25 protein-coding genes are annotated in these 26,180 nt (G+C 47.5%); 17 read left to right on the top strand and 8 right to left on the bottom strand.

The genetic code is table 11. The features are described 5' to 3' along the window. Window positions 1-5 precede the first annotated feature (5 nt). Genes ACO05E_RS05405 through ACO05E_RS05395 form a run of 3 tightly spaced genes read right to left on the bottom strand, consistent with a single transcriptional unit; the run spans window position 6 to window position 3,172 of the window. On the bottom strand, window positions 6-1,034 hold the full coding sequence (locus ACO05E_RS05405) for a polysaccharide deacetylase family protein (RefSeq protein ID WP_419811967.1): 1,029 nt from the start codon (window positions 1,032-1,034) through the stop codon (window positions 6-8). Then, window positions 1,031-1,768, bottom strand: a complete 738-nt coding sequence (locus ACO05E_RS05400; protein WP_419811966.1) for a hypothetical protein — start codon at window positions 1,766-1,768, stop codon at window positions 1,031-1,033. Before ACO05E_RS05400 ends, ACO05E_RS05405 begins: the two co-directional genes overlap by 4 nt. Window positions 1,769-1,777: 9 nt before the next feature. Continuing rightward, window positions 1,778-3,172 (bottom strand): hypothetical protein, encoded by a 1,395-nt coding sequence (locus tag ACO05E_RS05395; protein WP_419811965.1) that lies wholly within the window; start codon window positions 3,170-3,172, stop codon window positions 1,778-1,780. A gap of 183 nt (window positions 3,173-3,355) precedes the next feature. Between ACO05E_RS05395 and ACO05E_RS05390 the strand changes: the two genes are divergently transcribed. The 14 genes from ACO05E_RS05390 to ACO05E_RS05325 all read left to right on the top strand — a co-directional run bounded on the left by ACO05E_RS05390 (window position 3,356) and on the right by ACO05E_RS05325 (window position 18,710). Further along, entirely contained in the window at window positions 3,356-4,162 is an 807-nt protein-coding gene (locus ACO05E_RS05390) for an OmpA family protein (protein ID WP_419811964.1), read from the top strand. 64 nt (window positions 4,163-4,226) lie between these two features. Then, window positions 4,227-5,180 (top strand): glycosyltransferase family 2 protein, encoded by a 954-nt coding sequence (locus tag ACO05E_RS05385; protein ID WP_419811963.1) that lies wholly within the window; start codon window positions 4,227-4,229, stop codon window positions 5,178-5,180. A 47-nt stretch (window positions 5,181-5,227) separates the two neighbouring features. Beyond that, entirely contained in the window at window positions 5,228-6,541 is a 1,314-nt protein-coding gene (locus ACO05E_RS05380) for a polysaccharide biosynthesis C-terminal domain-containing protein (protein WP_419811962.1), read from the top strand. A 106-nt stretch (window positions 6,542-6,647) separates the two neighbouring features. Then, window positions 6,648-7,982, top strand: a complete 1,335-nt coding sequence (locus ACO05E_RS05375; protein WP_419811961.1) for an AAA family ATPase — start codon at window positions 6,648-6,650, stop codon at window positions 7,980-7,982. Between the two features lie 97 nt (window positions 7,983-8,079). After that, complete coding sequence (locus ACO05E_RS05370) at window positions 8,080-8,988, top strand: tyrosine-protein kinase family protein (protein WP_419811960.1); 909 nt, start codon at window positions 8,080-8,082, stop codon at window positions 8,986-8,988. An 11-nt stretch (window positions 8,989-8,999) separates the two neighbouring features. Further along, entirely contained in the window at window positions 9,000-10,061 is a 1,062-nt protein-coding gene (locus ACO05E_RS05365) for a polysaccharide biosynthesis/export family protein (RefSeq protein ID WP_419811959.1), read from the top strand. Window positions 10,062-10,094: 33 nt separating this feature from the next. Further along, window positions 10,095-11,468 carry a GumC family protein gene (locus ACO05E_RS05360; RefSeq protein WP_419811958.1) on the top strand — a complete coding sequence of 458 codons (1,374 nt, stop codon included), beginning with the start codon at window positions 10,095-10,097 and terminating at the stop codon, window positions 11,466-11,468. Between the two features lie 185 nt (window positions 11,469-11,653). Further along, a complete protein-coding gene (locus ACO05E_RS05355) occupies window positions 11,654-12,640 on the top strand; it encodes a sugar transferase (protein WP_419811957.1) in 987 nt (328 codons plus the stop codon). A 9-nt stretch (window positions 12,641-12,649) separates the two neighbouring features. Next, window positions 12,650-14,005 (top strand): O-antigen ligase family protein, encoded by a 1,356-nt coding sequence (locus tag ACO05E_RS05350; protein WP_419811956.1) that lies wholly within the window; start codon window positions 12,650-12,652, stop codon window positions 14,003-14,005. Between the two features lie 13 nt (window positions 14,006-14,018). Continuing rightward, window positions 14,019-15,266, top strand: coding sequence for a glycosyltransferase (locus ACO05E_RS05345; protein WP_419811955.1), 1,248 nt, complete (start codon window positions 14,019-14,021; stop codon window positions 15,264-15,266). 30 nt (window positions 15,267-15,296) lie between these two features. Continuing rightward, entirely contained in the window at window positions 15,297-16,478 is a 1,182-nt protein-coding gene (locus ACO05E_RS05340; protein WP_419811954.1) for a glycosyltransferase, read from the top strand. Between the two features lie 113 nt (window positions 16,479-16,591). Next, the gene (locus tag ACO05E_RS05335) at window positions 16,592-16,858 is read left to right on the top strand and encodes a hypothetical protein (RefSeq protein ID WP_419811953.1); all 267 of its coding nucleotides are present in this window, start codon (window positions 16,592-16,594) and stop codon (window positions 16,856-16,858) included. A 399-nt stretch (window positions 16,859-17,257) separates the two neighbouring features. After that, window positions 17,258-17,611 (top strand): hypothetical protein, encoded by a 354-nt coding sequence (locus tag ACO05E_RS05330; protein ID WP_419811952.1) that lies wholly within the window; start codon window positions 17,258-17,260, stop codon window positions 17,609-17,611. A 424-nt stretch (window positions 17,612-18,035) separates the two neighbouring features. After that, a complete protein-coding gene (locus ACO05E_RS05325) occupies window positions 18,036-18,710 on the top strand; it encodes a DUF4272 domain-containing protein (protein ID WP_419811951.1) in 675 nt (224 codons plus the stop codon). 50 nt (window positions 18,711-18,760) lie between these two features. Here the strand turns inward: ACO05E_RS05325 and ACO05E_RS05320 are convergent, their stop codons facing one another. The 3 genes from ACO05E_RS05320 to ACO05E_RS05310 all read right to left on the bottom strand — a co-directional run bounded on the left by ACO05E_RS05320 (window position 18,761) and on the right by ACO05E_RS05310 (window position 21,101). Continuing rightward, on the bottom strand, window positions 18,761-19,753 hold the full coding sequence (locus tag ACO05E_RS05320; RefSeq protein ID WP_419811950.1) for an LLM class flavin-dependent oxidoreductase: 993 nt from the start codon (window positions 19,751-19,753) through the stop codon (window positions 18,761-18,763). A 99-nt stretch (window positions 19,754-19,852) separates the two neighbouring features. Continuing rightward, window positions 19,853-20,257, bottom strand: a complete 405-nt coding sequence (locus ACO05E_RS05315; RefSeq protein WP_419811949.1) for a hypothetical protein — start codon at window positions 20,255-20,257, stop codon at window positions 19,853-19,855. A gap of 16 nt (window positions 20,258-20,273) precedes the next feature. Next, a complete protein-coding gene (locus tag ACO05E_RS05310) occupies window positions 20,274-21,101 on the bottom strand; it encodes a methyltransferase (RefSeq protein WP_419811948.1) in 828 nt (275 codons plus the stop codon). 181 nt (window positions 21,102-21,282) lie between these two features. On the opposite strand from ACO05E_RS05310, the gene ACO05E_RS05305 reads away from it, so the two are divergent. Both ACO05E_RS05305 and ACO05E_RS05300 read left to right on the top strand, forming a co-directional pair. Beyond that, window positions 21,283-22,101, top strand: coding sequence for a GGDEF domain-containing protein (locus tag ACO05E_RS05305; RefSeq protein WP_419811947.1), 819 nt, complete (start codon window positions 21,283-21,285; stop codon window positions 22,099-22,101). Further along, the gene (locus tag ACO05E_RS05300; RefSeq protein WP_419811946.1) at window positions 22,101-22,892 is read left to right on the top strand and encodes a substrate-binding periplasmic protein; all 792 of its coding nucleotides are present in this window, start codon (window positions 22,101-22,103) and stop codon (window positions 22,890-22,892) included. The genes ACO05E_RS05305 and ACO05E_RS05300 overlap by 1 nt, the downstream gene beginning before the upstream one ends. Window positions 22,893-22,914: 22 nt before the next feature. Here the strand turns inward: ACO05E_RS05300 and ACO05E_RS05295 are convergent, their stop codons facing one another. After that, window positions 22,915-23,364, bottom strand: a complete 450-nt coding sequence (locus ACO05E_RS05295) for a YaiI/YqxD family protein (RefSeq protein WP_419811945.1) — start codon at window positions 23,362-23,364, stop codon at window positions 22,915-22,917. 181 nt (window positions 23,365-23,545) lie between these two features. Between ACO05E_RS05295 and ACO05E_RS05290 the strand changes: the two genes are divergently transcribed. Continuing rightward, the gene (locus ACO05E_RS05290) at window positions 23,546-24,472 is read left to right on the top strand and encodes a metal-dependent hydrolase (protein WP_421722727.1); all 927 of its coding nucleotides are present in this window, start codon (window positions 23,546-23,548) and stop codon (window positions 24,470-24,472) included. A 66-nt stretch (window positions 24,473-24,538) separates the two neighbouring features. On the opposite strand, the gene ACO05E_RS05285 is transcribed toward ACO05E_RS05290, so the two are convergent. Then, window positions 24,539-26,176, bottom strand: a complete 1,638-nt coding sequence (locus ACO05E_RS05285; protein ID WP_419811942.1) for an LruC domain-containing protein — start codon at window positions 26,174-26,176, stop codon at window positions 24,539-24,541. Window positions 26,177-26,180: the final 4 nt, after the last annotated feature.

The following is a 26,180-nucleotide window of genomic DNA, read 5'->3' as shown; positions in this document are numbered from 1 at the left end:
TGCAATCATCGTTTAAAGCGTTTTATTGATTGAGCCAGTGGGCCAAAGAGGACTCGGCTGCGAAAATCCCGAATATTCCAGCGGCCATCAACACTGATTCGTGGCAGCTCGAATGCTGTGGAATGTTTGTCGATATAGCCCATTTGGGTGGTAAGCGCATTCTCAAATCCAAGATCGCGGACCAGCTTGGGAGTTTCAGTAGTACGTGCCCATGGTTTTCCGAATGGGTAAGCAAACCAGTTGAGCGGTGTAATCCCCCACTGTTTTAAATGTGTGCGGGAATCGCCGATCTCTTGTCGCTGAGCCTCAGGACTCATCAGAGACAGGTTGCTGTGGTGGTGGGTGTGTGGTGCTAACAAAAGCTCATGTTTTTTCAGTGCCGAGTGTAAATCCTGCGCTCGGCAATAGGCATTACCTGCGAGATCGGTCTGCTCAATAATTTGCTGAGCCACCTGCTCGGTTGCACTATGCCCCACCTGTAGTGCCAGAAACTGCAAATGATTCTGAAGTTTTTGGCGGTCATCTCGATTGCTGATATCAAACCGGGCATTAACATGTTCACTATGAATCTGAATGTTTCCTGCGGTTTGGTTTGCCAGCCAGGCTGACAGATCCCACCAGGGAATCCAGTGTTGATCAGCCACCGGACGAGTCGTAATAAACCAGCTCACCGGAACTTCAAAAGCGTTAAATATCGGTAACGCCAGATCAATAACATCGCGATATCCATCATCAATTGTAATCGCAATTTGCCAGCGTTTTTTGTTTGCTGATTTCGATATTTTCTTGAGTGATGTTGGGTGAAGTGTTGCTGATGATTGTATTTCTTCCAACGGTACAAAATCAGCAAATTTTTTTAACCAGCTTAATTGTTTTTCCAGCTCCTGAAGAGGCACAGTACTGACCGGGGAATGAAACAGGTCAGGATAGCCCGGCGCAGAAAAGCGGTGGTAACATAAAATTAATTTGCGTTTCAATGAGCGGGTAACGAGAGGCGATAGCCGCGATAACGCAGAACTGGCATGACGCTTCATGATGATTGAAGCCTCTTTTTTAAAGACTTAAGCAACTTTAAAAGAGGTGAGTATATTTTCTGGTATTTATATAAAGTAACGGCCTGCCCACCAAAACCCCGCTTGAATTGAGCAATGCGATACTCTGGGTCGTTACGATCTTCTGTGTCGGAATAACCACCTAAATCGAAGATGGCTCTGCCGCACTGTTTTGCATCCTGGATAGCTTCCCAGATCAATAAACGATTGGCATAACCGAATTTTTTCGACAAGGTTTTATCATGCATTTCTAATCGTTTAGAGCCACTTAATATCCAGCGGGCATGACGCTCGTCCTGAATCACCAATAGTCCGGCAATCAGTTGCTCTTGCCAATAACAGGTGTAAAGAGTGCCGTTTTCGATGTATTTCCAGTAGCTATCCAGGTCGCCGGAGAAAACTTTGCTTTTAACAAAGTCAGAGTACATATCAAAAAAAGCCTGTTGATCGGTATTTTTCTTAACAATCAACTCTTCTTTTGCAGCCCGGTTGATGTCATAACGACACCCCTTCGCCATATTTTGTTTGAGGGTTTCGAGGTCGGCAGATAAATCAATAAACCAGGTTTTGGATTCATTGCAGCGAGCGGAAGGCAACTCGGTTTTTTCTGTACAGGCATAAAAAAAAGCAGCGCTGCTGCCTTTAATGTCTTGCGGCGATGCGTACCAAAAACTGTCTTTTACAAAGAAAAGTTTACGCGTCTGAATATGGATCAAAGTGACTCCTTAAGGTGTTGAGCTCTCCTCTGGCAGGTGAGTCCAACCACTCCAGCCGATGTTTTTACCCGGGCGTGATGCCTCTGGCGCGTCAAACTGGCGTGGAGAAAGAATATTAATATGGCCACGTTTTACTGCTGGCTGATTTCTTTTGGGGCTGTAAGTGACGCCAATACCGCGATAACAAGTGTCGGTATTGTCAGCACTGATGTCATTACAAGGGTAATGAAGGTTAATAATATGTGGGAGCCAGGTATCGTCACCGGTTGCCGGAAAGTTGGCATGAACATTCAGCCAATGAAAGGCCCGGAATAATGCACTGTCTCCCCATTCCCAAACACAGCCACCTTGCTGATAAGCATAGGTGTCACCGGGGGAATAGCAACTTTGATTAAAGCCAAGGCGATCAAGTAACACCGCCTGAGAAACAGCACCTTGCAAGGCTGAATAAACGTAGTTTTCCTTAACCGGAGGCCAGGAGAAAGAACCACCCCGGCGCTGATCGTCGGGCAATACGCCGTCAACCGAATGACCCTGAATGCTTGAGCCTACTGGATTGATGCCGAGTGGCTCCTCTGGGTTTGCCTGCCAGGAGTCGTTTTTAAAACGAAACGCCGGGTGTGTTTCTTGTCCGCCTAACCAGGCATTAAACACTTTGGCGGCGCGGTTGATATCACTCAGAGCCCGGGCTCCGTGTTCACTGTCTGGGCCGAGGTTTTTTGCCAGATACGCCGATAACGCAATCCGGGTTGCACCGGCATAGGTGCCCCAGTTATTCGGGCGGCGTTCATGGGTTGAGGTAATGGTCTTACCCTGCTTAAACACATAGGTCTGCATTTCTTTCAGAAAAGTGACAAAGCGGGAGTGATCTTTGACCTCTTGTGTTTTTTCACTCGGGGTCATGCTGTTTAACATTTCCTGGCTGCCAAATCCGACCAGATCGGCTGCCAGAATATAGGCCATTAACTCTTTAGAGGTTTCCAGTGAACGAGAGCCTGCCTGAGTGCCGATGATATTCATACACGTGGCAATCACTTCCTGGCGCAATTGTTGTGTGAATTTTTTCTCAACAATCCTGCTCTGACGGGCTGGTGGTTCGTCTTTTAATCGTGCATAAACCAGCGCTTTGGCAAACACCTGAGTATTGGTTTTATCATCCTGATCCGCCAGATTCGGTAAACCAACCGGTTGCTGAGCAACGCGCTTCAGTTGTTGCCAGGCCGGGTTGTTATCAATGGGCAGAGTTAATAAACGGGACTTATCGATCCACAGATAATCATCCGTGGGCAGGCTGGCTTCACCGATGCTGCTGGCATTGGCTTGAGGATTCGGGTACAGCCATAAACCAATTAAAATGGCGCTCAAAAGCATGACCACCAGCATGTCGGAATATTTGAGTGTCATTGTGATCCTTGGCGGCGTTTTTCAGTAATACAGAGTCGATGGCATTATAAACACGATCGTTTTGCCTAAGTATATGTTTAAAAAGCAGTATATGCTTAAACAGAGCTGGCTTGATTTGCGCCCGGATAATTATACATAATCCCATCCCTGACTTGCCTCAACAGCCGATATTAGGAAAGCACCGTGTCTGTCATTCGTTTGATCTCAGTTTTATGGGTCGTTTGCCTGTTAGGGGCGTGTTCCAGTCACATTGGTATGTGGAGCCCGGGCGACGGGGTTGCCCCGGATTATGATGGTGATGGTGTGCCTGATGATCGCGATCGCTGTAATGTAATTTTGCCTGACAGAGTTGCGGTTGATGACTTTGGTTGTTCATGGGACGACGACCGTGATGGTATTCATAATGATATTGACCGTTGCCCGGAAACCTATCCGCCTCTGCTGGTTAATCAGTGGGGCTGTGTGGTCGATAGTGATAACGATGGGGTAATGGACGCTAAAGATCAGTGCCCGGGTACTCCTGCAGGGGTGGCTGTTGAGGTAACCGGTTGTCCGCTGGATTCCGACCATGATTCGATCAAAGACATGCTGGATGAATGCCCCGGAACACCACAGGGCACTCCGGTGGATAATAAAGGCTGTGCTCGTCTGACATTACCAACGCTCAGCTCCGTACATTTTGAATTTGACCGTGATGTGCTGAAACCCAGCGGTTATCCAATTCTGCGTCAGGTTTCTGATTACATGGCGGCTTACCCGCAACAGAAAGTGTTGATTACCGGGCACACCGATAGCAAAGGTAGCGAAGTATATAACCTCGATCTCTCCTGGCGTCGGGCACGCTCGGCGTATCAGTATCTGTTGCGTATTGGTGTTGATGCTCAGCGTTTGATTTTATCCGGGCAGGGGGAATCGGCTCCGCTGGATTCCAACCTTTCCGCGGAAGGACAGGCACGCAATCGTCGGGTGGAGTTCCGGGCGCTGGATTAACTCCGAACGCTGATCAGACAATACGAACATTCCCTTAATACTGCAGTAACAGGGTGCTATCACTATGACCATTCGCATCAGTGCGATTATCCCGACCTACCACCGGCCGGTTGATCTTAATAAGTGCCTGGAATCGATTCTCAGGCAAACCCTGTTGCCGGATGAAATTGTCCTGATTGATGACGGTGATCTGGGTGGCTTCCCGATGCGTGAGCCTCTGGAACAGGCAGGCATCGACTGCATTTATCTACAAAAAGACATTCCGGGTGTAACCGAGTCACGTAATAAAGCCGCCGATATTGCTCGTGGAGCCTTGCTGATTTTTCTTGAAGATGATGTGGTGTTATTTGATGACTATATCGAGCAGCTGGTGACCACCTTCGAGACTCAGGATAGTGATGGCCGTTTAGGAGGCGTGGGTGGCTTAATTGAAAACGAGCATCTGTCATGGTTTGAACGTTTTTTTGAGCGAGTGCCGTTTGTCTTGTTTGGTATTTCCGGTTTTCGTGAAGGCAAAGTGCTGCGTTCCGGATTTGCCACCGATTATGGCCGCACCGGATTTCCTATTCGTAAACTCACCGACGTGGATTTTTTGTTGGGCGGGGTGTCAGCCTATAAACGCGAAGTGTTTGATCAATTCCGTTTTTCTAATCGTTACCGCAGCGCTTCCGGTTATGGCCAGGGGGAAGATAAGGAATTCAGCTACCGGGTTTCGCGCCAGTACCGTTTGTTAATTAACCCTGACGCCCGGCTCTATCATTACCCGGCTCCGAAGAAAAACTTCAATCGTTATATCAAAGGTCGGGCGTTTATTTTGTCGCGCTATTATTTCTTCAGTGAAAGCGTCAAACAATCCTGGCTGGACTGGCCGTTTTTCTGGTTGGCAACATTGGGGTATACCGCTTATGCCGGTGCCCGGGCGATTTTGTCTTTGCGCAAAAAAGAATGGCAGCGTTTTCGCGGCGCACTGGCAGGTGTGAAAGATATTATCACCCGCAAAAGCCTGGATACTTTGTGATCCGACAATCTCTGTGAGTCAACAACCTCAGTGAGCCAAAACCCTCTATGATTTCCCGGAAGATGATTCTCGGTGGCATTAAAACCCTCGGGCTGAAAGTATTTAACCTGGCTGCCATGTTTGCGGTGTCCGTCTTGCTTGCCCGGGTGCTGGGCGTTGACGAATATGGCAATTATGTCTTTGTTTTTACCCTGGTTGGTTTGCTGTCTGAGCCGTATTTTATTGGCTTGCGTACACTGGCGGTTCGTCATACCGCACTGAATATGGAGCCCGGTTCGCATGGACTGGTGCGTGGTCTGTTTGTGCGCTTGTGTCAGGTGTCTCTGGTCGGTGCAGCTGTCGCTTTTTTGGTGCTGCTGATTGTTGCTTTGGTGATGGGCGATGATTTGGGAGAGCAGGGGTTGTTCCTCTGTTTGGCTGGTGCTTGTTTACCTGTGTTTCTTGGTATTAACCGGGTCCGTGATGGTGTATTGCGTGGCGCAGGGTATCTGGTTGAAGGGCAAATCCCCAAGCTGTTGCTGCGCCCTCTGTTTCTGCTGATTTATATCTTTCTGGCCTGGTGGATTTTTGCTCAGGAATTTTCGGCCACTTTGGCGATATTAATGCAGGTGTGTGCCGCACTGACGGCCATGTTTGTTTATCGTTATATCGTCAACCGTAAAGTTTTCTCTGCGCTGGCCGATGTAGCGCCGCAATACCAGACACGTAACTGGTTGCGGGAGTTGCTGCCATTAATGCTGACGGCTGGATTAATGGTTGCTGATACCCGGGTAGGCATCCTGATTCTGGGAGTGATAGAAGATACGGCAGAAGCCAGCAAATTACATGCTGCGTTACGTGTCGCTGAGTTGATTACTCTGGCTCATGCGGTCGCCAATCTGATTATTGAGCCCATGATTGCCCGGCATTATGACAAGCAAGAGATGGCATTGTTGCAGAAGAAGATGACCCTGGTGGCGGGACTGATATTGCTCTCGACACTTCCGGTCTCGCTGATTATGATGCTGCACGGCGAGTGGATTCTTTCGGTTTTTGGTGAAGAATTCAGGAGTGTTGCGCCAGTATTAACTATACTGGCAGTAGCACACTTGATTGATGCTTCAATGGGAGCAGTAACTCAGACCTTAAGCATGACCGGAAACGCAGGCGAAGCAGTAAAAGGAATGTTGCTTGGTCTGGTCATTAATATTGTTCTGTGTGTGGTATTGATTCCTCAGCAGGGTGCGATTGGCGCGGCATGGGCGGTGCTGTTAAGTACTCTGGTATATAAGGTTTATCTGGTTATACGTATTTACCGGTTAACCGGAATATGGACAACACCCCTGTATTTACTGTTTCAGCTACCGGCGAGATTCAGGTGATGTGCCACCCGTTGAATATATTGCCCTGACGTATGTTAGGACAGATGTTATAGATATGAGCTGAACAGCCAGATATTTTGCTGTTGTAAGCTACCAAGGAGTTGTTGTGTTTAATACTTATCACCTGATTAATAAGGAGCCTTTTCTTAACAGGCCTTCGGCGAAAGTATTCTTTAAGTCCAGTAATCACGCCAGCGCCTGGGACTTCCTGTTAGAAAATATTGACTCTCAGGAACCGGCGGTCATGGTTTCGGGTAATTATGGCGTTGGTAAAACGGTTCTGTGCCTGAAGCTGATTGAGCAGCTGGAACAACAACAAGTTCCCCATGTCTATGTTTCCACGCCAATGCAGAGCTACCGTGAAGTCTTATTGGGTATCTGCGGAGCATTAAAAATTAAGCGAATTGCTGCCTCTGCCGATGAAGATGATCTGCACCGGGCGATTTACAAATACCTCGATAATAATCCTGAAGCCAATGTCGTTATTATTGTTGATGACGCTCAGGAACATAACTCCAAAAACCTCAATAAAATTCGACTGCTGGCCAATTACACTCAGGGTGGTCATTACTTTTTCCGGTTATTCTTTTTTGGCAGCCCGGCCTTCCAGCAACGCCTGCGGGCGGTGGATATGGAACCTCTGGACCAGCGCATCAAGCGTCGCTACGAGCTGAAAGGGCTGGATTTTGAGGATGCCAAAGAATACATCTATTTTCGTTTGATTAATGCCGGTGCTAAAGGCTCTCCGTTTTTCAGTGATCAGGCCGTTGAGGTGATTGTTGACAGCACCGAAGGCGTATTACGCAAAATGAATAATTTGTGTGATATGTGCCTGCAGATTGGTGCGTCAAAAGGGCTGGAGGATTTAGATGCTGAGCTGGTTCGTGAAGCGATTACCGCGCTGGGCTGGGAAGATGCACCTCTGATCGCTGAGTCTGATGACAAGAGTGGTGATGGTGCTGATGCGGTTGAGTCAGCACCTGTTGCTGCGCCATTGCAACCCTCAGTACAAGACCCAGTACAAGCAGCCGATGCTGGTTATGCGGCAACAGACGTCGCAGCGGAAGAAGAGTCAGCAACAACAGGTTTTAAGCTGCATTCCGATGTGTATAGCGCGCCGCCTCATCAACAACAGTCGCCGCAATATCAGCATCCTTCATCGGCTCCGCCAGCTCCGGCTTCCGAGCCACCGGTTTTACAGCCGATGACACCTCCGCCAGTGGCTCATCCGCCCGCGAATGGTTATTATCCCGCCAATAGCAATGCTCCAACGGCTTATCAACAGCCGCCGGCGCAGCCTGATAACGATGCCGTGCAGGAAGGCACTCAACCTCAGTCAGAGACGGTCTGGACATCCTGGTTATTCCGGGGTGTGGTGGTGTTCTTGCTGATGGCTATTTTCGCAACGATTGTGGCAAAAGATCTGAATATTGGAGGGTGAACCGTTGCGTGACCGGAAAGACATAAACACGGATAAAACAAACACGGATAAAACAACGGAAGCCGCTTCTCAGAGTTATTATCACGAATTTCTGAAGATGAGAGGTGGAGACGCGCCTCAGCCAACGGCGTCTGAACCAGCATCGTCTTCTCAAACGTACAGCAGCCGTTATTTACAACGCAGCGAATCCGCTGCTGCGCCATCTCCGTCTGCCACTGAGACAGTGGCAGAACCGGTCGTGGCTAAAGCTGAAGATGCTGGCCGCCATGTGGCCGATAACGATCTCTCGAATACGGAAGAAGCTCCGGCACCGGTAAAAACCAAACCTCTGCGTAAGTTAGTGCCACGTGGGGTACAGATTCCGTTGGCCAAAAATGTGAAGCGTCAGATTGCCCGCTCTGAACGTGAACTGGGCATGTTTGAAGGTAACTTATCCAGTGCCGGTAAAGATTTAACCACGTTGTATTTCACCAGTTGTTTTGACGGCGATGGTAAAACCATTTCTGCGTTATATGCCGCCTGGGGATTGGCTAATCAGGGAGAGCGGGTACTGCTGATCGACACCAATATTACCAAGCCGGCATTACAGCGTTATTTCCCGGACAGTGGCCCTGGGTTTGCCGAAGTGATTGCCGGTGGTGTGCCGCTAGAAGAAGCATTACACGCAACCGATCACAAAGAGCTGGAATATATTTCAGCCGGTACGCTGCCTTTAGGGGCGCACATCACAGATACCGCCATGCAAGACATACTGACGGCGCTCAAACCGTATTATAAGTACATTATTCTGGATGGCAGCTCGGTCTTTTCCGGCTCTGAAGCCACCCGTATGGCACCGGTTGTTGATGGCATGATTCTGGTTGTGACCTGTGAGCAAACCCGTTGGGAAGCGGCACAAAGTGCAGAAGAAAAAATCAGTAATTCCGGCGGTAATCTGCTGGGCATATCCATGAATCGCAGGAAGTTTTATATTCCCAAGCGAATTTATAACTGGCTGTCTAATTAATACTGAAAGCGATGAATAAATTGTTTAATGCCCCCAAAGTTTTTGTCCGTCTGCTCAGCGCCCTGATCGTTGCTCTTATATTTGTCGGTTGTGCAACGAATGGTGACAGTGAGAACGATAAATTTGCTGAGACCAATGTGGTAGATCACACCAAAGGGGTGCCTTCAGCAAAAATTGCAACGCTGAATATGACCAATGACTACCCGGTATTTGACTACTATTACATTACCCCGGGGGATGTACTCGACATCGTTTATAACCTGGAGCGGGAGCTGCGTAATACCCGTTTTGAAATCACCCTGTATCACCGTCTTAAGGTCAGCTTTATTGGCTCCTCTGAGCTGAATATTGATCAGGATGTCTTGCCCGACGGAACCATCACCTTACCGTATCTCGGCCCTTACTCTGTGTTGGGGAAATCAACCCGACAGCTGAAAGCAGAATTAGAAAAAGAATACGCCCGTTATTTACGCTATCCGGAAATCCTGGTCGAGATCAGAAACATTAATGCCCGGGTTGAACAGATTCGTACTGATTTACGTACCGCAGGCCGGGGTTTAAGTAAGCTGGTAAACGTGCGTCAGGATGGTTATGCCTCGTTTCCGTTAATTGGCGAAATTTATGTCGCTAAACGTACCATTGCCGATGTTAGTGGTGATCTGATTGCCGCTTATGAGCAGTATATGCCCGGCTTAAAGTCCAATCTGTTTTTACATGAACAGGCCGGAACCAATATCTATGTGATGGGTGAAGTTCAGGAGCCGGGTGCGATTGAGATGAATCGTCCGGTGAACGTAGTACAGGCTGTTGCTATGGCGGGCGGTTATACCCGCGAAGGTCAGACTGAATATGTCGTGGTCTTCCGCCGCGATAAAGATCGTTTACATGCACACCGCTTTAATCTGAAAGAAATGGAGAAGTACGGAGCGCATGCCATCAGCTTCTATCTGCGTCCGGAAGATATTGTGCTGGTGCCTCGCAGTAAAGTATCCAGCCTGGCACAGCTGATGTCAGAAATTGCAGATATAACTTTCTTCCGCGGACTGGGAATCAGTTATGAGGTCAACCCGTAACCGGGCTGTCTTGTTGGCTAAAGGCGATAACACATGAAGACTCAAGATTATATTAAAGAATTTGCCACCATCTTTTTTATTCAGCGCAATATTATTGTTGGTGTTGTGTTGGCGGCAGTTCTGATTGGCATTCTCGTGGTTTTATTTGCCCCCCGATCCTATCAGGCCAAAGGGGCGGTCATTCTTAAAGGCAGCCAGTTGCTGCAATCTCAGGAAACTCTGACGGATGTCCGGGCCGAAGTTGGGCCGATTTCTGAAGCGGATCTGTTTTCGGATATGGAGATTATCCAGTCACAAGATGTGGTGATGGGTGCGATTTTCCGGGTGCAGGCCAGCGGCCATCTGGATGTTGATGTAACGGATTCAGAAGAACTGAATAAACTGGCTGTAAAGATACAAAAAAGCCTGAACACCACACTGGTTCCGCGTTCGACCATTATTCGTGTTGCCCTGAACTGGAACAGCCCAGAGGTAGCAACGTATCTGTTGTCGGCTATTTTTGAAGAATATCTGCAGCGCCGTCAGTCGGTATTTAATCCGGAGGAAGAAGTAGCGTTTTTCGAGACTCAGTTAAACGCCTTTCATAACACGCTGGATGATCTTGAAAATGAGATGGTATCGATTTCTGGTGGTACCAATGCTCAGTCTCTGAGAAATCTGATTAAACGTAATATCGAATTATTAGCTGATCTTGAACGCGATCTGACCGGTCTGGAAGCGGATCGTATTGCCAAATCGCACTATGTTGATTACCTCGAAGCAAATCTGGATAAAAAAGGGTTTAACCTGTTTACCTCAATTGATAGCCTGGAGTTGGGTGATTTCTCGAAAAAGGTACAGGATCTGCTGATTGCCAAAGAAGCCAAATCCCGGGTGTATACCGATGTTAATCCGGAAGTGATTAAAGATAAAAAATTACTTGAGCGCCTGTATACCGTTTATAAGGAAGAGGTGATCAGCCATATCGACAAAGAACGCTCAGAGCTGCGCGGCGTTGAAGGTCAGATCAATATGGCAAAACAACAAATGATGAAGGTGGAAGAAAAGAACGCCGAACTGTATCAGATGGTACTGGCGGCGGAACGTCTTGATCGTGAGCATGATGTGATCGAGGATTCTTACAAAACCTTTGCTACCCGTTATCGCGAAGCCAAAATCCGCAGTGAGACACAGTCTGATCGCTTATTCTCCGTTGCGATTCTGGAGCGCGCCTACGCCTCAACTCAATCCATTTTCCCGAAAGCCAGTAAGGTTCTGCCCATCAGCTTAATCCTTGGCTTGTTGTTAGGGGTCACGATTGGCTTCCTGCGGGAATTCTTCGATCACCGCTTCAAACGACCAGAAGACATCAGTAACTACATTGGTCTGCCCTACCTGTTTTCGGTACCAGAGAAAAACAACCATTAATAGCGCCTATTTCACATTCTACGCTGGATTGCTGGATGAACTTCTGGCACAGTTAATCGGTCTAAGCATAAAGGATGGCTTTGGTGATGATATCACTAGTGACTTCGGTGGAATTTGAGCGCTTTCGGTGGTTGCCGGGAGGTACCTTATAAGTTTTAACGGAGCCTCTCGCAAGAGAGACAGGTATGAGAGTATCGTTAGTAGAACGTTGTTTAGCGGTTGTTATTCTGATTCTTTTGTCACCTTTGCTTGCTATGGTCTGCCTGTTTGTCGCAGTTACCATGGGACGACCGGTTTTTTATGTCGGTGAACGTCTGGGCTATCAGAAAAAACCTTTCAATATTATTAAATTTCGCACGCTGGGCATTGGCGCACAACAACGTATTGGTGGCCAGCTCTACGATCATACCTACGAACAGATTCGTCAGTCTGCGCAGTTTATGCGTGACAGCCGCCTCGATGAATTACCCCAGTTACTGAATATCGCCCGGGGTGAGATGCAATTTATCGGGCCACGACCCGAACGCTATGAAGTGTATCTGCAACACTGCAAAGACCTGCCAAATTATGAAGACCGCTTTCTGACCGCTCCCGGAGTCATTGGCTTTTCGCAGTTATGCACCCCTCACAGCGCACCTAAATCGATGCGCGCCCGCATTGACCGTCGTTATGTCAGAAACACCTCACACAACGGCATTGCCTTCGGATTATTTGCCATCTGGGCGTTGTTCCGGCGTTTGGTGCTGGGTTTTGTTAACTTTATCTGGCGCGATAAAATCACGGTTCAGTTGTTAAAAGGACAAGCTGAACGGCGCAGTCATTCACGGGCAAATCTGCAGCACAGTGAACTTAAAATTTACAACGAAGACGGCAGTCAGCTGCTGTTTTCCGGTAACGTGTGTGATATCAATCAGGAATATCTGCGCATTGCCGGTGATTTTGAACTGGATGATAAAGTGACGTATCAGGCACGGATGACATCCTGCTCATTAAGATCATTTGGCAAACGTACTAAGGTTGCGTACTCTTACATCAAACTGGTTAGCCGAAAATCCAGTTACGACAGTACTGAGCATGAATACCTGGTGGAATATAAAGCCAAGTCTCCGCTGAATCGCTATTTGATTGATCAGTACTTTTTACATAAATCAATTATTTCTCATCCGATATAGCCCCCGTCTATGGTGAAACAACCGCATCTGTCTCCACTTGAACAACTGAAACAAACTGTCTTTGACGGACGTTACAACAGTTGTTTTGACGGCCGGATGGTGCAGCTGTTTTTTATCATTATTATTTGCTCGGTACCTTTTTTTAAATGGCGCGCTTTGCCAGGCCCTTCGTTTATGCGGGTTGACTGGTTAGCGATGGGCATGCTGATTCTGCTTCTTGCCCCCTGTGTGATGATGAATAAATCCTCATTAAGCAGGCTCGACTCCAGCATCTGGGGTGCGTATTTACTGTTCCTGTTTATGAATGTGATTTCTTTTCTGCTGTCGCCGTTTCCGGACAATGCCAGCAGTGGTCTGGTCACACTGGCTCAGGGATTTGTTCTGGTGGTTATGACCATTCTGGTAGTCAATCCAATCAGTATCGAACGTGAATTATTCTGGGCTATTGTCTGGAGTACCGGCATTGGTGCCCTGTTAGCCTGTTTGGGTTACTTCGGGGGCATGGAGCAATTTCAGCAGGAAGGTTCTAATCGTGGTGTCGGAGCCACACTCAGCTCCAATAATATGGCCATTATGTGTATTTTTGCCTATCCACTGGTGGTCTATGCCGCGGTTTATGCCAAAAGTGGTGGCGGCAAGCTGGTCGGTTTTTTGTTTACCTTATTTGTAGTGGGCGGCATTGTTGGCACCTTATCCCGTGCCGGATTTCTGGTGATGTTATTGACCAGTGCACTGTTGCTGAATCAGTACAAGGGTAAATTTCAGGTGCGGTATTTTGGTCTGGTAATTGCGGCCTTCAGTGTGTTTGCTGTTGTCGCGGTATTGTTTACTCCGGATGATTTTGTCGAGCGTCAGTTGTCGCTGGTCAGTGATGAGCCGGCCCAGGATCGCTCGCTGGATCGCCGTTCAGCTTATGTCACCGTGGCCTTTGATGCGTTTCAGGACAATCCAGTGATTGGTACTGGCCCAGATACCTTTAAAGCACACTGGGTTCGTTCGGTTGAAACCCGTTTCTTTGATATGGAAGAAAGGCCAGCGCATAACACCTATCTGGAGGTGTTAGTGGCTAATGGCTCGATTGGTTTTATTATTTTTTTAGTTCTGCTGGGGAAAATGTACAGCAACTTTAACAGTGCTGAAAAGAACCTGCGCTTGCATGGACTGGAACGGGAGTCGCATTTGGCTTCGGCCTTTAAATTATCCTTTATCGGGATTTGTCTGTACTTTTTCTTTAAAAGTGGTCTGGAACATAAATACTTCCTGCTGCTGATTGGTTTGGCTGGCGCAATCAAACATTACGAAGCCTTTAAACTTGAGCAACAACAGCTTGAGCAACAGGGTGCATTACCAGAGCATCTTGAGTGATTGAGTGAAATCAGTGAGTAAACAGCAGGCAGTCAAACGGGTTGGTCTATTAATTGGCACGCTGGAAGTGGGCGGCGCAGAACGTATGGCACTGGCTGTTGCCCGGGGGTTACTGGATCAGGGGTTTGACGTACGATTTTATTGTCTCGACCCGGAAGGTGATATGCCGATGCCCGGCACTCCGGAACAACAGCAGGAGCTGCTGGATCGGTTGCATATCATTAATCAGACGCTGGCAACCTCAACCTTCTCCAAAGTACTGGCGCTGCCTTTGTCCTGGTTACGTCTCAGAAAACGGGTAAAAGCCGATGGTGTAGAGTTGATGATCAGCTTTATGGAACGCGCCAATATTTTAAATTTGCTCGGTGGTTACCGGATACCAAAAATTATCTCCATTCGTAAGCATCTGGGCATGGCTCTGAAAGATAAAGATCCGCTTAAGCGTTCTTTGGTGTTCTGGGGTTATCGTTTGTTATTAACCCGGGCGAATGTCATTAATCTGAATTCCCACGAAGCCGCAGATGATCTGCGGCAACGATTCCCGGCAGTAGCGGATACCTCTGTGATTCATAATTTTTATGATGAACAAATGCTGCAACGTGCGCGGCAAAGTCTGCCCGAAGAAAGCCTGCGGCGATTGCAGGGCACGGTTATTATGACCTGCGGGCGACTGGTCAAAGTAAAGCGCCAGGATGCACTGCTACGCGCCTTCTCTTTATTAGCAGAGCGCTTTCCTGAAGCCCGGCTGGTGATCGTTGGTGAGGGGGCAGAAAGAGCCGAATTAACAGCGTTAGCGGAACGTCTTGGATTAACTCAGCGGGTGGTCTTCGCCGGATTTCAGGCAAACCCGTATGCCTGGATTCAGCACGCTGATGTGTTTGTTTTATCGTCTAAGGCGGAAGGATTTCCGAATGCGTTATTAGAAGCGATGGCACTGGCTCGCCCGGTTGTTTCCAGTGACTGTCGCTCTGGCCCGAGAGAATTGTTAGCACCGGATACTGCGCCGCTGGAAAAAACGCAGACAATGGATCAGGCAGCCTATGGCCTGTTAACAGCGTCGATGGAAGAGCGCCCACATTACGGCACACAGGTATCGCCGCAGGAACAACATCTGGCAGATGCCATCGGTTTATTATTATCCGATTCCACACAACGCCAGCAATACGCTGAAAAAGCACAACAGCGGGCACAACAATTTTCTCGTCAGAATATTATTGATCAGTGGGTTTCTCTGGTCTCCGATCATCTGAAACGCGGATAATAACCGTCTTATATTTAGGTCGTGGTAGCTATGATCACCGAAGTTATTTTTATTATTTCACTGCTGGCCATTGGTTTGGTATTTACCGGCTACCCACTGATTTTATGGTGGTACGGCCGACATGTTACGCGCCTGCAACCGGTGTCGGAACAAGAGCTGTCTCAACAATCGATGCCATTGGTCTCGGTTCTGGTGGCGGTCAGAAATGGTGAAGCGTTAATCCGTAAAAAAGTGGAAAACGCGTTAGCGCTGGATTATCCGGCAGAGAAACTCGATGTGGTTATCGTGTCAGACGGTTCTGATGATGGAACGATGGCGGTATTAAATGCGATACAAAGCGAGCGCCTGACCGCTCTGGATTTAGGGCAGCATTTGGGTAAACATGAAGCATTGAATGCCGGTATGCAGCATTGTTGCGGGGATATTATTGTCTTTACTGATGCCGATGCGGAACTGGAGCCACACGCAGTTAGCCAACTGGTGCGCCACTTTCAGGATGACCGTATTGGCGGAGTGGGTGGCCAGCGGGTGATCGCTGAGCAGCAGGGCTCACTTGAGAATGCCCAGTCCACCTACATTGATGCCGACAGTAAAGTAAAACAACTGGAGTCTGTTATTGGCAGTGTGACAGCCAATGACGGGAAAATTTATGCTATTCGTAAGTCGTTATTTAAAGGTGTTGCTGCGGCAGTGACCGACGACCTGTATGTTTGCCTGAGCGTATTGTCGCAGCACCAACGCTTTGTCTTTGAGCCACAGGCGAGAGCCAATATCAAAACGCCATCGCGCAATAGCGATCATGAAATTTCACGTCGCCGCCGGATTGTTAATCGTTCATTACGAGGCATCTGGCTGAACCGGAAGGTTTTAAATCCGTTTTATTCATCATTTCAGTTAGCTGCCGGATTACTGATTAATAAAGTGATGCGCCGCTTATTGCCGTTTTTCTTAATCACATTGCTGCTGTCGAACCTGGCTCTGATTTCCAGCTCAGTATGGTTATGGATTTTCCTGCTGCCTCAGCTTGGGGTGTATGGTGCGGCTCTGGGTTATTGGCTGCTTAATGGTAAATCTTTCCCGGTGGCGATTGTGCAGAAAATATTATCGCTCTGTTTTTATTTTGTGATTGGCAATCTCGGTACCTTGCTTGGTGTGGTGGATTTTTTACGTGGCGAACAACCGGTTCGTTGGGAGCCAAAGAAGTCAGACTGATGGTTTAATTGAATAAACTTCTTATAAAAATGCCCGGAAATCCGGGCATTTTTATGGGTTAATCACAGCGTTAATTATCGGATATTCTCTAGAACGAGCAGGGTAAACAATTAGTGCCGCAATCCTGGGTAGAAGAGTCAACTTCTGCTAAAGGTTATAACCCTTGGTACGCCTATTTATGGCACACCAACCTGCCGGAAAAATTCCACCGTCCACAAACCACTATACCTGCTGATGTGTTTATGGCGCGCGGTATTTTCGGGCAATGGATTGCAGTGATTCCACTGCATAATCTGGTGATTGCTAAAAACGCCGATGATCAGTGTGCGTTGGATGAAGCTAAGTTTATGGAGATGGTGATTGAGGCGGTCAGTTCGTAACTGCTGGGTCGCTTCTGGCTGAATGACTTTTTACTGAGACAAGCCGCCGAATCGAAAGATTCGGCGTTTTTTTATTGGCTTCGAAGGACTATAGATAATTCATTAGAGGGTATAAAGCTAGCCTCCTAAAGTTAGTCAAATGAACTGGAAATTTTCTGCTTTTATCTAGTCGTTATGTCAGTAACTTTGTTGATGATTAAGAGATTAATGTGTAGATTTACAGGTGTATTTAGTGTAGTTTGATGTGTAATACATATGCATTTTTCTGAAGATAACTGGCCTAGCATGAATGAAGTATATTTATAAAAATAGTGGTTTTACCATTTTGGAAGATAGGTGTTTATTTAGGTGATGTGTGCAAAATTAAAAGGTTATTAAATTATTTATATGGGGAATGGAATGAAGAAATCTCTTTTAGGAATTATTTTAAGTATCTTTTTAAATCATCAATCCAATGCTGGGATTAAATTAGAAGGTGAAATCACCGAACTTTGGGTTAATGATGTTCGCGTCCATAATGCAGCTTTTGTATCTGTAGGTGAGAATTACCAGTCACCATGTAATTCTGGAGTTCAATCCAGATACATTATAATTGACTTGGCAGACACTGATCCAAGTATGAAGAATGCATTTTCTATGGTTCTGGCTGCTTATATGTCAGGTAAACCGGTAACATTAGGCGGTACTGGAGAATGCTTTCCTGGAACTAATAATGAAAAATTAAAATATCTGTTTTTCGGTGATTACAACTAGGTTCTCCATAACAAAGAAATTTTATTTTCTTAAAGCAGAAACCTTAGATATTAAACTATAATAGCTCTTACAAGTGAATGTAGCCTGGAATTATCAAAGAGAGAATTTTTCCGGGGAGAAAGCTAAAGGCAGCTTTTAGGCTTGATGCTTACTTTGCATAAAACCTAACTACCTGCCAACAAACCAATAGCGAATGTCAACTAGCAGCTCCAGCGCTCTCTGACATTTGCCTTCATCATAAATATCCAAACTTCTGAACCGGCAATGCCTCTACCAGCATCGTCAGCATACGTTTGATGCATCTAAGTTTATAGTGATTGAGGCGGTCAGTTCGTAACTTTAATAGTTCTGTGGAAAGATGATATGTTACCTTGCTGATGACAAGGATTATTCCCATTCGTATCAGTTTAATAATGGAACTTAAATGAATTTTATAGATATCAGGAACAATAACCTAAATAAGCTTTCAGAACTTGGTTTTAGAGTGGCTAGTAGCTTGCCTGTTTCTAGTGGCAGTGACTTGAGAGGTTATAAAGAGATTGCTTCAAGGCTTTACGCTTTGGATGCTGTTGTTTGTTGGGTTGTTTTTAGTGAAGAGCAAACATCATCAGATCGAATTAAAAGTTATGTCGAAAAAAATCAGCTAAATGAGTATATGACACAGGAGGAACTGGGAATTATCTCGCTTCCTCGCGCTGAAGCTAATGAACAATACCTTAATACCATCGGTTGGCGTTTGGAAAATATGTGGGCTTTATCATGGGTGTTAGGTTTTGATATTGAACCTTTGGTTAATATCGGCCAGCTACCGAATGAAGTTACAAAAGCAATGATTTATGAATTCATGCCAGGCCTGGATTCTGTCGTTGATGACTTGCTGGCGTCTGATAAGGCTCGTAGCCTTGAAGAAATTATTGCTCTGGAAGATCTATATTATTGCGCACATAATGCTGTCAGAAGCGCTCAGCTTGGTGGCGCCACCGTTCCGGAAAATTATGATCCGGTTAGCGATGGAGGAGCCGTTCATGAGCGCAGACATAGTCTGACCTGGTGTCTCTCCCCAAATGAAAACTGGGAAGAAACCGATTTAAGTACATAAATGCAACATGGAAGTATTCTGATGATGCCAGAGGCTGGGATATCCCAGCACTAGCGAATTTCAGCCAGCAGCTCCAGTGCTCTCAGACGTTTACCTTCATCATAAATATCCATACTGAACATAAATTCCTGCACCGGTAATTGTTCCGCCAGCATTGTCAGTTTGGATTTTACGGTTGCCGGGCCACCCACAACCGCCAGATCTAAAAAGGCTTCAACCTGCATGCGTTCCATCGGACTCCAGATGCCTTCCATGGTTTCTACCGGTGGTGGCAGGTACAGAGGCTTTCCGGTGCGCAGGGCAATTACCCGTTGCTGGGCACTGGTCAGCAGGTATTGCGCTTCTTCATCGGTTTCTCCCGGAATCACTGGCAGGCACAAAATTGCGTAAGGCTTTTCCAGCACGTCGGATGGCTGGAATAACTGGTGGTACAGGTTCAGTGCCTGACGTGCCAGTGGCGGGGCAAAGTGTCCGGCAAAGGCATACGGCAAGCCACGTTGTGCTGCAAGCTGGGCACTGAACAAGCTGGAACCCAGTAACCAGATATCCACCTGGCTATCAGAGCCGGGATAAGATTTAACCGGGTGTGGGCCGCTATCCGGCCCTAACAGACGTTGTAATTCACTGACTTCGTCCGGGAAAAAATCAGCCCGGCGTTCATCCCGATACAGTGCCCGCATGGTGACCGGATCGGTACCCGGCGCACGCCCAAGTCCTAAATCAATACGCCCCGGAAACAGACAATCCAGTGTGCCAAATTGCTCGGCGACCACCAGCGGCGGGTGATTCGGCAGCATAATACCGCCAGAGCCGACCCGGATTTTCTCTGTTTTGGCGGCTACCTGACCAATTAATACTGAGGTAGCGCTGCTGGCAATGCCTTCCATATTGTGATGTTCAGCCAGCCAGAAACGCTCAAATCCGAGCTTGTCAGCATGTTGAGCACAGCGGAACATGCGCTGCAGGGTGTCGCCAATGGAACTGCCACGGGTGACCGACGCCAGATCCAGCAGAGAGAAGGGAATATCAGCAAGAGAAGTCATGATTATTTACCGGACAATAACAGGGTCATAGCATGGCATAACCCGAATGTTGGATCATCCCTGCTTTCTGACAAAGAGTGTTGCTGATAAAGAGTGCTTTCAGAAACTCAGGTTCACACCAAGGTAAGAGTTGGTTTTACCTTCACGCCAGTGCCAGCCCAACTCCAGATATTTTAAAACAGACACTCCGGCCTGAACCGAGCGTGCGCCGCGCTGATTCAAAGTGCCGCCGACAAATACACTCGAATACGTGCCGGGCAGGGGTATCACCCAATCCAGACTGAGGTCCGTTTTACCGTATTGATCATCATCCAGTACTTTATTCAGCGACGGGCTGTAGCTGAGATACGCTCGCCAGAATAAATCCGGATTTTGATTGTGATAGCCGAAGCGAAAACCATCCTGTTGGCGTTGTGAATGATTAAATCCCTGCACAAAATAAAACGCCTGGCTGGTGGCAGGCAGTAACAATAACAACAGAACAACGGTGAGCTTGGGCTTCATGTTAAACATCCATGATTCAGGCTTTTTTAGCCAGAAAGTGAACATAGCGCCCCAGACGACGATACGGTTCCTGTAAGCCAAACTCCAGGTCTGCAAGATTCACTTTATCCTGGCCAATACGCTCGCGGATTTTCTGATGCATATGGTCGTGTACACAACGAATGCCACGCCAGCGTTGTATCGAAAAACCAAGCGCTTCCAGCTGCTGCTGAATAACATCCGGGTCCAGTGGATGCTGCGGAGCGTTACCGGATTCTCGCAGGCGCTGATTACTGGAAGTGGGAGCGTGGGTGCGGCCGTTCATTAATTGCCGCCATTGATGGCCGTGCAAGTTGTAAAACATCAGCGATAACCAACCACCGGAGCGAACCCGATCGGCCAGTTGTTGCAGTGCTTCAAACGGTTGCTCCAGCCATTCGAGCACCGCATGGTTCAGCACCACATCGTATTGTTGCGGAAATTCGCCAGCGCAGTCCTGCAGCCCACAGTGTTTACTGATTAACGGTAACTGCTCGGCGGCGAATTGATCGCGCGCCAGTGCCAGCATCTCTTCGGATATATCACACAGGCTGATGTGTGCCTGTTGTTGTGCCAGCAGCAGGCTGAACTGCCCCTGGCCGCCGCCAATATCCAGCACCTGAGCGTTGTTCAGCGACACGTTCAGATCGCTGAAGTCTTGTTGTAACGCCGCCAGCCGCAACTGGCCCTTAGGAGTGGCGTAGATGGTGCGACGGAAACGCTCGGCCAGATCATCAAAATTACGATCCTGTTGGCTCGCTGTAGTCGATGAAGTTGTTGCCGGTGATGAAGACGTTGCCGGTGATGAAGCAGATGTTGGGTTCATAACACGTTATTCAGTAAGCAATGACGACAGTTTACCAGTGACTGTCAGAATGTGGCAGAAAGCCGTCGAATCCGTCGCATAAATAACAGAAATATAAAGAAAGTTACGAGCAATCACCGAGTGAGCTGCTAGACTCAAAGCCTACTCCTGTTTTTTCGATGTATAAGGGGCACATCGCTTTATGGCCGAGGCGCTGTCACAACCAGACACCATTAATACCTTGTGTAAACACCGTGGTGACTCTCCGGCAGATGGAAACCAATGCCCGGCGGGTGAGGAATGTGCTTATTATCAGGAAGTGGTCAGCCTGCGTACCGAGGTGGTAACCGATCCGCTGACGGGGATGTTTAATGTTCGCCATTTCCGTGAGGCGCTGGAAATTGAACTGGAGCGTACCGAGCGCACTCTGATTTCTACCGCCGTGATGATGATCGATCTGGATCATTTCAAACAAATCAACGACACCCACGGCCATGAAGCCGGTAATCTGGTGTTAAAACAAACCGCACGTATCATCCGTGATACCACCCGTCGGCTGGATATTCAGTGCCGTTATGGTGGTGAAGAATTTGTGGTGATTCTGCCAACCACCGAGTTGATGCTGGCAGCCCATGTGGCCGAGCGTTTACGTGAAAATATTGCCGCCACACCGGTTTTTATTGATGGTCATACGGCTATTGGTGTTACCGCCAGTATTGGTCTGGCGCTACACAGTGCTGAGCAACCAACGACGTCCTCACGCTTGGTTGAAGCCGCTGATGAGCAGTTATACCGGGCCAAAGCCGAAGGCCGTAACCGCGTCTGCTATCCGGTGTTTGAAGTGCCTGAAACTCAGGTCTCGGGTGATGAAAAACAGGCACTGGGCTCTATGTTCAGCGAAGTGGAAGAACCGGAGCCATCGCTTGGCAGCGAAGAACAGCCGGATTTTGGTTTTGCTGACGGTCATGACGATGAAGATGACTTTATCGATGACGATGACGGCGAGCAGTGGATTCTCTGATGAGGTCATTGCCTCTGCTGCTGTTTGCGCTATTGCTGATGGCAACCTCTTTTTCTGCTTACTCTGACAACACCTCTCTTGACGGGACCTCGTCTGACTTACCATTACGGCTTTGTACTCTGGATCATTGGCCACCTTTTGTTGATCGCAGTGCATTGAAGGGCGGCTGGGCCGTGCAGGTGGTGGATGAAGCGTTACAATTGGCGGCTATTCCGTTTCAGCGCTCGTATGTTCCCTGGGCGCGGGCGGTTGAACTGACACAGGGTGGTCGTTGTGATGCAATTACGGAGTTGTATCATGATCCACAACGTGAGCACTGGGTTCACTTTTCCGATCGTTATGGGGCTCTGTCTATGACGTTGTTCGCCCATGCTGAGCGTGAGGTCCACTTTTCTAAGTTAGCCGATTTGTCAAAATATCGTATTGGTATGCTCCGGGGAGCGAACATTTCACCGGAATTTCATCGTACTCCAAACCTGCAATTAGTACCGCTCAATAGTGTGCAGCAAGGTGTTAAGCTGACCTATCATCAGCGCATTGATGGCTTTATTACCGGTGAAAAAGCCATTCGTTTTGCAATGTATCAGCTACAGCCTCAGTTGCCTGACATCACAACACGGTTAAAGCCGGTAAAACCGGTAATTCATCAAAACGAATTATTTGTTGGCTTTAACAAATTACGAGCAGAAAACCGCGAATGGCGTCAGCGCTTTAATCAGGCATTAAAAATGCTGATCAACTCTGGTCGTTATCAGCAGATTTTAGAAGAGCAACATCTGGTTAATCGCTAAGCCTCTGGCAACCTCTTCCTGCTCAGCCGTGTTTTGCCAGCCAGCGGTCTAACGCATTGGCAAAGGTCTGTTTGTCTTTATCTGAAAATGGCGCCGGGCCACCGCTTTGCACACCACTTGAGCGTAACGTTTCCATAAAATCGCGCATGTTCAGCTTCTGGCGAATGGTCTCTGGTGAATAAGGTTCACCCCGGTTATTAATCGCATCCACCTGTTTTTCCAGCACTTCGGCAGCCAACGGAATATCCTGACTGATCACCAGATCCCCGGGTTGTGCCTGTTGCGCAATCAGGTTATCGGCGACATCAAACCCAGCTTCAACCTGAACATTAATCAGAAAAGGTGAGGGCGGCAGCGGGATGCGGTGATTTGCCACAAAGCGTGTTGTGGTCTCGGTGCGAACGGCGGCACGGCAGATGATTTCGCGTACGGCCTTTGGTGTGGCATCGGCGTCCACCCAAATGATTGTCATGATGTTTTCCGGATTTGTTTTTGTGAGCACTGTGGCATACAGCCTGAGGGGATATTGTAGTCATAAGTCATGCGCCTGTCTGGCTTAATAACACCTGTTTCTTTGTCGTGAAAGCACCTGTGTTTTATTGCGGATTAAACCCATTATGAATAAATAACAATGATAAAAGTGAGGCTGGACCATGACACAGGCATCAGAGGCCACAGAGCTGGGTGGCAAAGTCGATATTAAACCGCGGCGTATGTCGTTCCCGTTTGAAACCGTTAAACAGCGCTTTTTTTATAAAAATAATTCGGTTATTTCAGTATTTGGTGCGGCGTTATCCTCTACTTTCCCACCGGGAGAAGCTGAGTTTATTGCATCCGTGCGGTTATATCGCGATCAGGTGACGGATGAAAAACTGAAGCAACAAATACGTGGGTTTATTGGTCAGGAAGGGCATCACAGTCATCAGCACAAACGCGCCAATGAAGCCTTAAAAGAATTAGGTCTGGACGCGGTCCGGTTAGAAAAGCATCTCGAAAAAGACATTAATAAATTCAGAGCCCGTAAATATGCCACTCCCAAATTCCGCTTAGCGATGACGGTGGGTATGGAGCATATAACAGCCATCATGGCCGAGTTTATATTGAATAACCCGGAAGTGCTTGAACCCATGGAAGACTCGGTTAAAGAATTATTATACTGGCACGCCGTCGAAGAAATTGAACATAAAGCCGTGGCGTTTGATGTGTACATGAGTGTGGAAAAAGATCAGAAATATCTGCGCCGCATCCTGCGACTGGTAACTGCATTATTTTCTATTCGTATCAGCTGCTATATGGTTGCGTTGCTCTGGTGGGCGAGAAAAATGCCCAGCTGGCGCGAAATAAAAGGTTTTTATCAATTTTTATGGGGCAGAAAAGGGGTGATTCGTAATATTCGCCAACCCTATCGTGATTATTTTAAAGAAGGTTTTCATCCCTGGGATCATGATAACCAGGAGCTGGTGGATAAGTGGAAATCTGAAATGTATCGTCCGGAACATGATTTGAGCATCAAGCAGACCAACGCATCAGATGACAAAGTGCATCAGAAAAATAATGATATTCATGGTGCGTTAGCCTGATTATTTAATATGAGTGTGTATGACTCGTTTGCCGGAGCTTGCTCCGGCTTTTTTTCGCCTAATTTTTTATTCACCAATATACACCCGGTTAGAGTTATAGTTTTTGGTGTACCAATCGGTGGAGGTTAATCCGCCACTTTCTGCCCACTGGCGATAGTCGGCATAAACATTAACGATATTGTCTCCGGAGGTTGGGTGTAGCCAGCTATAGGGCATATTCAGTGCCCAGGGCATGCTGTCAGCCGTTTTATAGGTTTTACTGAAATCATATCGGTTTGAGTCATCATCTCCCTGACCAAAGCGGCTTTGGTCAGCGCGTGATGAAGGGTGATGGTTAGGTAAATGCACTTCACGACCACGATCAAAGGTTGCAAAAAGATAAGGGTTATAAGGAGCGTTGCCCATCTGGCTGCGCAGCTTGGCATCATCAAAAGTGATGCCTAAACGGGCGGGAATTTCCGGACGGAGCGGGCAGTTGCTGTCGGTATTATAAAACTGGCAACCCGCCGGAGTGGGCATAATCGTCTCGGTATTCTCAACAACCACAAAGTTCAGATGAGAGCTGCCAGCTTCACTGCTAATAGTTTCGCTGTCGCTACCATTAACGCTGAGGCTGGCGCTATAACCAACATCATCGGCAATATTATTCAGTGCTAAAGCAAAGCCATTGGCACGTGATGCGCCCCGGGCTGTGAAGGTGTAATCAACGTCGATATCTTTAATTCGGCCCAGGCTATTTCGGGTTTCTTTATAGCGGTATTTCACCACCAGGTCGTTCAGATCGTAGTCGCCTTCGTTAGGCCAGTTATCTTCAAATGCCAGTGTTCCCTGACCATCTTCGCTGGGATAATAGACGTCAAAAGCGCGTTCACTGTCGTGTGGATAGTCATCGTTGGCATCGAGAACGCCGTCGTTATCGCTGTCGAGGTTTTCTGGCAGTTCATGAATAATACTGTGATCGATTGCTGTCGATGGCGTTGCCGAAACCATAAACATAATATCATTGAAGTCCTGGTCGCAGCTTCGGTGGGTTCTTAATATATCTTCCAGGCCGAGCACAATATTGCCACTTTCATCATCGTATAACATCACCGTGTGTGCTTTTAATTCATCGATATTTTCAGCATTAAGGTCTTTAATGGTGTAAAAAATCCAGTCGCTGCTTTGCCAGGGTTTTATGCCGTGATAAGGCGTGAAACCATTGGCGATGACAAAAAATCCGATATTCGTCCCGGCCTCGTGAGTGCCCAAACTGATGGTATCACCAACACGCATGCCATTACTGTCGCCACCGCTGTAAAAATAAGAGGCATTGGGTAATAAAACAATTTCGTTAATGTCGTCACGGCTGGTTGGGGTATCTCCGGTATAGGTAAAATAACCAAATCCATTTCGGTAGCCCGCACCTTCATGCAAAAAGGTGACAAATACTTCTCCGGTTTCGATCACACGGATGTTGGCACCACTATCATCGGAAATATAATCCGGATTGGTCAGAGTAATATCTCTGCCTTCAGGCAATGCGGTTGAAATTTTATTTAATAATTCAGATGGCACAGGGATGTCTTCATCCATGGTTAACGGAATACCGCTGTGGCTGTAATACGTGTTGTAATCACCCAAAGCATACTCCCATGCCTGAGTGGTGAATGGCAGTGAGCTTAAGGTAGTGAATACCAGGCTGTATTGAATAAAACGCTTCATAATA

It is taken from the genome of Bacterioplanoides sp. (genome assembly GCF_965226395.1).
In the GTDB taxonomy this organism is placed as follows: Bacteria; Pseudomonadota; Gammaproteobacteria; order Pseudomonadales; family Oceanobacteraceae; genus Bacterioplanoides.
This window is presented reverse-complemented; position numbering and strand designations above follow the sequence as displayed.